The organism is Mycolicibacterium palauense, from assembly GCF_002592005.1.
GTDB lineage: Bacteria > Actinomycetota > Actinomycetes > Mycobacteriales > Mycobacteriaceae > Mycobacterium > Mycobacterium palauense.
Window position 1 is genome coordinate 26,365 of the sequence record NZ_NVQF01000069.1, and the last position, 6,412, is coordinate 32,776.

Consider the following 6,412-nt stretch of genomic DNA (forward strand, 5'->3'; position numbering starts at 1 on the left):
CGGGTGAGGACGCGGCCCGGACGCCGGCGGGGCGGCGGCTCAGATGGCCGGGCCCAGCAGGTCGTCGGCGTCCTTGATGATGTAGCCGTAGCCCTGTTCGGCCAGGAACCGCTGGCGGTGCGCGGCGTACTCGGCATCGAGGCTGTCGCGGGCCACCACCGAGTAGAACACCGCGCCGCCGCCGTCGGCCTTGGGGCGCAGCAGCCGGCCCAGGCGCTGGGCCTCCTCCTGGCGGGACCCGAAGGTGCCCGAAACCTGAACGGCCACCGCCGCTTCGGGGAGGTCGATGGAGAAATTGGCGACCTTCGAGACCACCAGGGTCCGAATCTCGCCGCGACGGAACTGGTCGAACAGCGCCTCACGCTCGGCGGTCTTGGTCGAGCCCTGGATCACCGGGGCGTCCAGCTCGGCGCCGAGCTCGTCGAGCTGGTCGAGGTAGGCGCCGATCACCAGGGTCGGTTCGTCGGGATGGCGCTCCAGGATGGACTTGACCACCGCGATCTTCGAATGCGCCGTCGAGCACAGCTTGTAGCGCTCGTCCGGCTCGGCGGTGGCGTAGATCATCCGCTCGTTCTCGGTCATGGTCACCCGCACCTCGATGCACTCCGCGGGAGCGATCCAGCCCTGGGCCTCGATGTCCTTCCACGGCGCGTCGTAGCGTTTGGGCCCGATGAGGCTGAACACGTCGCCTTCGCGGCCGTCCTCACGGATCAACGTCGCCGTCAGGCCCAGCCGGCGCCGCGACTGCAGATCGGCCGTCATCCGGAACACCGGTGCGGGCAGCAGGTGCACCTCGTCGTAGATGATCAGGCCCCAGTCGCGGCTGTCGAAGAGCTCCAGGTGCTTGTACTCACCCTTGGTGCGGCGGGTGATCACCTGATACGTCGCGATCGTGACGGGGCGGATCTCCTTGCGCTCGCCGGAGTACTCGCCGATCTCCTCCTCGGTCAGCGAGGTGCGCGCGATGAGCTCACGCTTCCACTGCCGGCCGGCCACGGTGTTGGTGACCAGGATCAGCGTCGTGGCGCCCGCCTTGGCCATGGCGGCCGCACCGACGAGCGTCTTGCCCGCACCGCAGGGCAGCACCACCACCCCCGAGCCGCCCGACCAGAACGAGTCCGCGGCCATCTCCTGATAGTCGCGCAGGCCCCAGCCGTTCTGCTCCAGGCTGATCGGATGGGCCTCACCGTCGACGTAGCCGGCCAGGTCCTCGGCCGGCCACCCGATCTTGAGCAGCATCTGCTTGACCCGGCCGCGTTCGCTGGGATGCACCACGACGGTGTCGTCGTCCAGGCGGGCTCCCAGCATCGGGGTGATCTTCTTGTTGCGCAGCACCTCCTCGAGGACGGCGCGGTCCAGGCTGACCAGCGTCAGGCCGTGGGCCGGGTTCTTCACCAGCTGCAGCCGCCCGTAGCGGGCCATGGTGTCGACGATGTCGACCAGCAGCGGCTGCGGGACGGGGTAGCGGGAGAAGCTGACCAGCGCGTCGACGACCTGCTCGGCGTCGTGCCCGGCCGCGCGGGCGTTCCACAACGCCAGCGGGGTGATGCGGTAGGTGTGGACATGTTCGGGGGCGCGTTCCAGTTCGGCGAACGGCGCGATGGCAGCGCGCGCCGCGCCGGCCTGCTCGTGGTCGACCTCGAGCAGCACGGTCTTGTCGGACTGGACGATCAGGGGTCCGTCGGTCATCTCATCCATTATTCCGACTCCGCCGTCAGTCGGCCGCCACCACCGACGTCACCCTGTGCACAGCGAAGTCACGGACCCGGCCCGATGCGGAGTCGAAGGCCATCAACTGGGCGCCGCGCACGCTGATCGGGGAGACCACCCGCTGGGTCGACACCCCGTTGACGTCGGTGTAGCCGATGACCACCGACGCCTGGTCCAACGCGGCACGGTGCAGCAACGCGGCCGCACGCGCGGGCTCGATGCGCTCGTTGCCGAACGGGCCCGTGACCACCTTGCGCAGCACCGACACCACGCCGGCGAGGGTCTCGCGGTTGGGCGTCGACGGCAGCGGTCGGTGGAAGCGCCGGTGCTGGGGGGCGGGGACCCGCGCACCCCGGGCGCGCAGGTCGACGATGGCCCCCGACGAGTCTTCGGCGGCCGGGGCCAGGCCCGCGGACTGCAGCGCGGCCAGCACATCGGAGATCGGTGCCTGAGACACCGCGACGGTGGGCGCCAGCAACCGCAGCTCCAACTGCTGGGCCGCCGGGGCCCCCAACGCCTGAGCTAGCAGCGCCGGATCCTCGCACCGCACGAACGACGCGGCCATCCCGACCCGCAGCTGTCCGTGCCGGCGGGCGACATCGTCGATGAGGTAGGTCAGGCCCTGCGGCACCGGGGTGCGTGAATGCCGCTCGAAGAAGGCGTGCAGCGCCCCGGCGCTGCGGCCGGTGTCCAGCGCACGGCGGATGGATTGCTCGCTGACGCGGTAGACCATCGCCGCCCCGGCGGACTCGACCACCGCCACGGCGGCCAGCTCCTCGGCGAGTTCGCGCTGCAGCGGGCCCGGCACCACGATCGTCAGGTCCGCCTGCACCAGGAAATGGTCGATCGGGGCGGGCAGCGCCTTGTCCATCGCCGCGACGGCGCCGTCGTTGTCACCGGCGCGCAGCCGCCGCGCGGGGCCCGTCAGGGCACCACGCCCGACCAGCCCGACGGCGTGCGCCTCCTCCAGCAGGTGGCCGACCGGTTCGGGCTGCAGCCGCGCCGACCAGCGCGGGCGGCGCCAGATCATGGCACGGGAGAGCGCCGCGGCGTCCATCGGCGAGCCCGGCGGGACCTCGGCGAGGGTGTCGAGCAGCAGGCGGCGGTCCAGCGGGGCGGCGGTCGAGTACAGCGAATCCGACAGTGCCGCGTAGGGCTTGCCGTCGGGGCCGCGCTGGCCGATCAGCCCGGGCCGGGCGGGCAGATCCAGCCAGGTGCCGGCCAGCAGCTGCCAGCGCTCGGCCGCCGAGGTCTCGGCGAACCGGTCCGCGGCCACCGTGGGAGCCCAGTAGGGACCCCCGCCGTTGTCGGGTTCGGGATCGGGCATCCCGCTGGCGATCAGGCCCGCCGCCGAGCAGATCTCCAGGATGAGGCCCAGGCGCTGGTCGGCGATGCCGGTGACCTTGGTGAGTTTGCGCATGTCGCGTACCCCGAGCCCGCCGCTGCGCAGCTCCGGCACGGGCGCGGCGCCCAGCGCCTCGAAGACGATGTCGAACTCGCGCAACAGGTCGATCAGCGCGCCCGCGGCCACCGCGTCGGGGTCGGCGGGGGTTCCGCTCGCCGCCGTCGGTTCCGGGGCCATGAACAGCGTCGGGCCCGGCTCCTCCCCGCGCAGCAGCTGACCGACCTGGCGGGGCAGGATGACCGTTTCGTCGTCGAGGCGGCGCAGCAGACCGGCGGCGATGAGCCGGGGGACGGGCCTGTCCGGCGCGGCGGCCGGGTCGGCGTCTCGGGTGCGTCCCACCGGGGACCCCTCCACCAGCCGGTTGAGCAGGTCGCGTTGGGGCTCGTCGAGCGCGTCGAGGTGGGCGCGCAACTCCTCGGCGGTCCACGCGGTGTCCTCCAGCACGACCTGGCCCGGGTACCAGGGCAGCCCGGAGGCGGCCTCGGTGGCCACCCGCACCAGTGGGTCGCCCCACGCCAGGGCCCGCTCGCGCAGGTCGTCGACGGCCTCGGCGATCGCGGAGCGAGGCGCGCGGTCGTCGATCAGGTCGGCCACCTCGTCGAGGCTGACGGGTTCGTTGTCGGCGCGCAGCACCAGCAGCGCGTCGAGTACGGCCAGTCGCAGCAGGTCGAGCTCGTCGGTGGCGGCCCGCACCGATTGCCGGGCCTGGGCGCGGGCGGCCAGCGCGGAGATGCTGCCCGGCGGAGGCTGGGCCAGATCCGGTCGCAACTCCAGCAGGCGGATCAGCCGTTCGTCGGGCAGATCGGCCAGCCAGGCCCCCAACGGGAGGTGATTGGTCATCGCTGACCAGCGTAAAGCAGCCTCAAACGCGCGCCGGTGGGTCATAACCTGTCAGAATGTCTTCCGTGTCTGACAACGCAGTGACCAAGAAGTCCCGCTATGTGGATAACGGCTGGCCGACGACCGACCCGGATGACCACGCGGTGAGCGAACTCGTAGCCGACCGCGCCGGTTCGCTGTCGCCGTTCGGCGACGTCACCTTCCCGCTGCCCTCCGACGACCTGCCCTACGTACACCCCGTCACCGTCGTCAACAGGTAGCGGTGGCACGGGCCCCCGGCTCCCAGCCGCTGTCCCACCTCGACGAACGGGGTGCGGCCCACATGGTGGATGTCGGCGACAAGGACATCACCAAGCGGGTCGCGGTGGCGTCCGGCACCGTCCACACCACCACCGAGGTCATCGGACTGATCTCCGCGGGTGGGCTGCCCAAGGGAGATGCGCTCGCCACGGCGCGGGTGGCCGGCATTCTTGCGGCCAAACGCACCAGTGACCTCATCCCGCTGTGCCATCACCTCGCGCTGTCCGGCGTGGACATCGACTTCGAGGTCGCCGGCGCCGAGGTCGTGATCACCGCCGCGGTCCGCACGACCGACCGGACCGGGGTGGAGATGGAGGCGCTGACGGCGACGAGCGTCGCCGCCCTGACGCTGTACGACATGATCAAGGCCGTCGATCCGGCGGCGCGTATTGACGACATCAAATTGCTGAGCAAGGCCGGTGGCCGTAGTGGGGAGTGGACACGATGAGTCGGACCGCACGCATCATCATCGCCTCCACGCGTGCCTCGCAGGGTGTCTACGACGACCGCTCCGGGCCGATGATCGCGGCATGGCTTGTCCAGCAAGGCTTCTGCGAGCCCGACGTGATCGTCGTGCCGGACGGTGACCCCGTGGGCCGGGCACTGCGCATGGCGGTGTCCGACGAGATCGATCTGGTGATCACCTCGGGCGGGACGGGCATCTCGCCCACCGATGAGACCCCCAAGCAGACCGCCGCGATCCTGGAGTATCAGATTCCCGGGCTGGCGGAGGCCATTCGCCGTTCGGGCCTGCCCAAGGTGCCCACCGCGATCCTGTCGCGGGGGATCTGCGGAGTGGCCAAACGGACTCTGATCGTCAACCTGCCCGGCTCGCCGGGCGGCGTCAGCGACGGTTTGGGTGTGCTGACCGACGTCGTCCACCATGCGTTGGATCAGTTGGTGGGTGAGGACCACCACCGGTGACCCGGGTGCTGCGCGCCGCGCTCACCACCGAACCGATCCTGCTGACCGAGCACGAGGACCTGGTGGCCCACGAGGCTGCGGGGGCAGTTGTCGGGTTCGCCGGTGTGGTGCGTGACCATGACGGTGGGCGCGGTGTGGTGCGCCTGGAGTACTCGGCGCACCCCCTTGCCGAGCAGACGCTGGCCGAGGTCCTCGCCGAGGTCGCCTCCGGGGCGGCCGGAGTGCGGGCGATCGCGGCCAGTCACCGGGTGGGGGTGCTGCACATCGGGGACGCGGCCCTGGTGGCGGCGGTGGCCGCCGATCACCGGGGAGCCGCGTTCGAGACCTGCGCGCGTCTGGTCGACAGCGTCAAGGAGCGCCTACCGGTGTGGAAACACCAGTTCTTCGCCGACGGCACCGACGAATGGGTCAACTCCGCCTGACGGCTCGGCCCACCCCCACACCCAGAACACGACATCAGGGTCGCGATCCTTTTCGGATCACGACCCTGATGTCGATGTCGGCGCGGGAAGGTTGTCAGCCAGCCGGAGGCGGCACCGGCAGTGGTGCCGGAGCGGGGGCCGGCGCCGGAGCGGGAGCGGGAGCCCCCGGAACGGGTGCGGCCGCCGGAGCAGGGGCAGGCGCGGGAGCCCCCGGAACCGGAGCAGGCGTGCCCGGAACCGGAGCATCCCCGGGAGTGCCCAGGATCGGCGTGTTCGGGTTGCCGGCCGGGCCCATCGTCATCGAGTCGGGCATGTCCCGGCTCATCGGACGCTGCGCCAGCGCCAGCAGCATGTCGTTGCCGCTGATCTCCTGGGTCTGCACGGCGTGCCACAGGTCCTTGAGGTAGGTCAGGTTCGGCTGGGCCGCACTCTGCGGGACGCTCTCCGTGGTTCCGGGAGGAAGATTCTCCGGGCTGGACAGGTGCGGAATCGGAACGTCGGCGGGGATCTGGCCGGACACCGCCTGGTTGGCGGCGTCGTAGAGCGGCGCGGGGATGTTCACGCCGTTCAGCGGCGCCAGGGGATCCGGCGCCGGGGCCGCCACCGCGGCCGGCGCGGGCGCCGGTGCGGGTGTAGGGGTCGGGGGGACCACCGGATCGGCGGGGGCCTGCGGGACCGGGCGCAGCGACCAGTTGCCGGACTGCGGGGCCGCCGGGGTGTCGGCGAATGTCCAGTTCTCGGCCGGGGTACCGAGCCCGGCCTGGGCCGGTGCCGGGGTCTCCAGGGAGGTGTTGATGATGACATCTCCGAG

At 71.5% G+C, this 6,412-nt stretch carries 6 protein-coding genes and 1 pseudogene; 4 read left to right on the forward strand and 3 right to left on the reverse strand.

What is annotated here, in order from left to right; translation table 11 throughout:
- Window positions 1-39: 39 nt before the first annotated feature.
- Both CSR00_RS22375 and CSR00_RS22380 read right to left on the reverse strand, forming a co-directional pair.
- Window positions 40-1,689 (reverse strand): DNA repair helicase XPB, encoded by a 1,650-nt coding sequence (locus tag CSR00_RS22375; RefSeq protein WP_099024624.1) that lies wholly within the window; start codon window positions 1,687-1,689, stop codon window positions 40-42.
- 25 nt (window positions 1,690-1,714) lie between these two features.
- On the reverse strand, window positions 1,715-3,955 hold the full coding sequence (locus tag CSR00_RS22380; protein ID WP_099024619.1) for a helicase-associated domain-containing protein: 2,241 nt from the start codon (window positions 3,953-3,955) through the stop codon (window positions 1,715-1,717).
- 56 nt (window positions 3,956-4,011) lie between these two features.
- On the opposite strand from CSR00_RS22380, the gene CSR00_RS22385 reads away from it, so the two are divergent.
- From CSR00_RS22385 to CSR00_RS22400, 4 genes are read left to right on the forward strand one after another with little or no spacing between them, the layout of a single operon-like run.
- Window positions 4,012-4,215 (forward strand): hypothetical protein, encoded by a 204-nt coding sequence (locus CSR00_RS22385; protein WP_099024620.1) that lies wholly within the window; start codon window positions 4,012-4,014, stop codon window positions 4,213-4,215.
- A gap of 2 nt (window positions 4,216-4,217) precedes the next feature.
- On the forward strand, window positions 4,218-4,703 hold the full coding sequence (moaC, locus tag CSR00_RS22390) for a cyclic pyranopterin monophosphate synthase MoaC (RefSeq protein WP_281259751.1): 486 nt from the start codon (window positions 4,218-4,220) through the stop codon (window positions 4,701-4,703).
- The gene (locus tag CSR00_RS22395; protein WP_099024626.1) at window positions 4,700-5,179 is read left to right on the forward strand and encodes a MogA/MoaB family molybdenum cofactor biosynthesis protein; all 480 of its coding nucleotides are present in this window, start codon (window positions 4,700-4,702) and stop codon (window positions 5,177-5,179) included. Before moaC ends, CSR00_RS22395 begins: the two co-directional genes overlap by 4 nt.
- On the forward strand, window positions 5,176-5,601 hold the full coding sequence (locus CSR00_RS22400) for a molybdenum cofactor biosynthesis protein MoaE (protein WP_099024621.1): 426 nt from the start codon (window positions 5,176-5,178) through the stop codon (window positions 5,599-5,601). The genes CSR00_RS22395 and CSR00_RS22400 overlap by 4 nt, the downstream gene beginning before the upstream one ends.
- A 94-nt stretch (window positions 5,602-5,695) precedes the next feature.
- Here CSR00_RS22400 and CSR00_RS22405 read toward each other — a convergent pair.
- Window positions 5,696-6,412 (reverse strand): annotated as a pseudogene (locus CSR00_RS22405) (hypothetical protein); the annotation flags it as partial.

Excerpts from the sequence above, each read along its gene's own strand:
- CSR00_RS22375 (WP_099024624.1), bottom strand. The coding sequence starts at position 1,689 with ATGACCGACGGACCCCTGATCGTCCAGTCCGACAAGACCGTGCTGCTC.
- CSR00_RS22380 (WP_099024619.1), bottom strand. The coding sequence starts at position 3,955 with ATGACCAATCACCTCCCGTTGGGGGCCTGGCTGGCCGATCTGCCCGAC.
- CSR00_RS22385 (WP_099024620.1), top strand. The coding sequence starts at position 4,012 with ATGTCTTCCGTGTCTGACAACGCAGTGACCAAGAAGTCCCGCTATGTG.
- CSR00_RS22395 (WP_099024626.1), top strand. The coding sequence starts at position 4,700 with ATGAGTCGGACCGCACGCATCATCATCGCCTCCACGCGTGCCTCGCAG.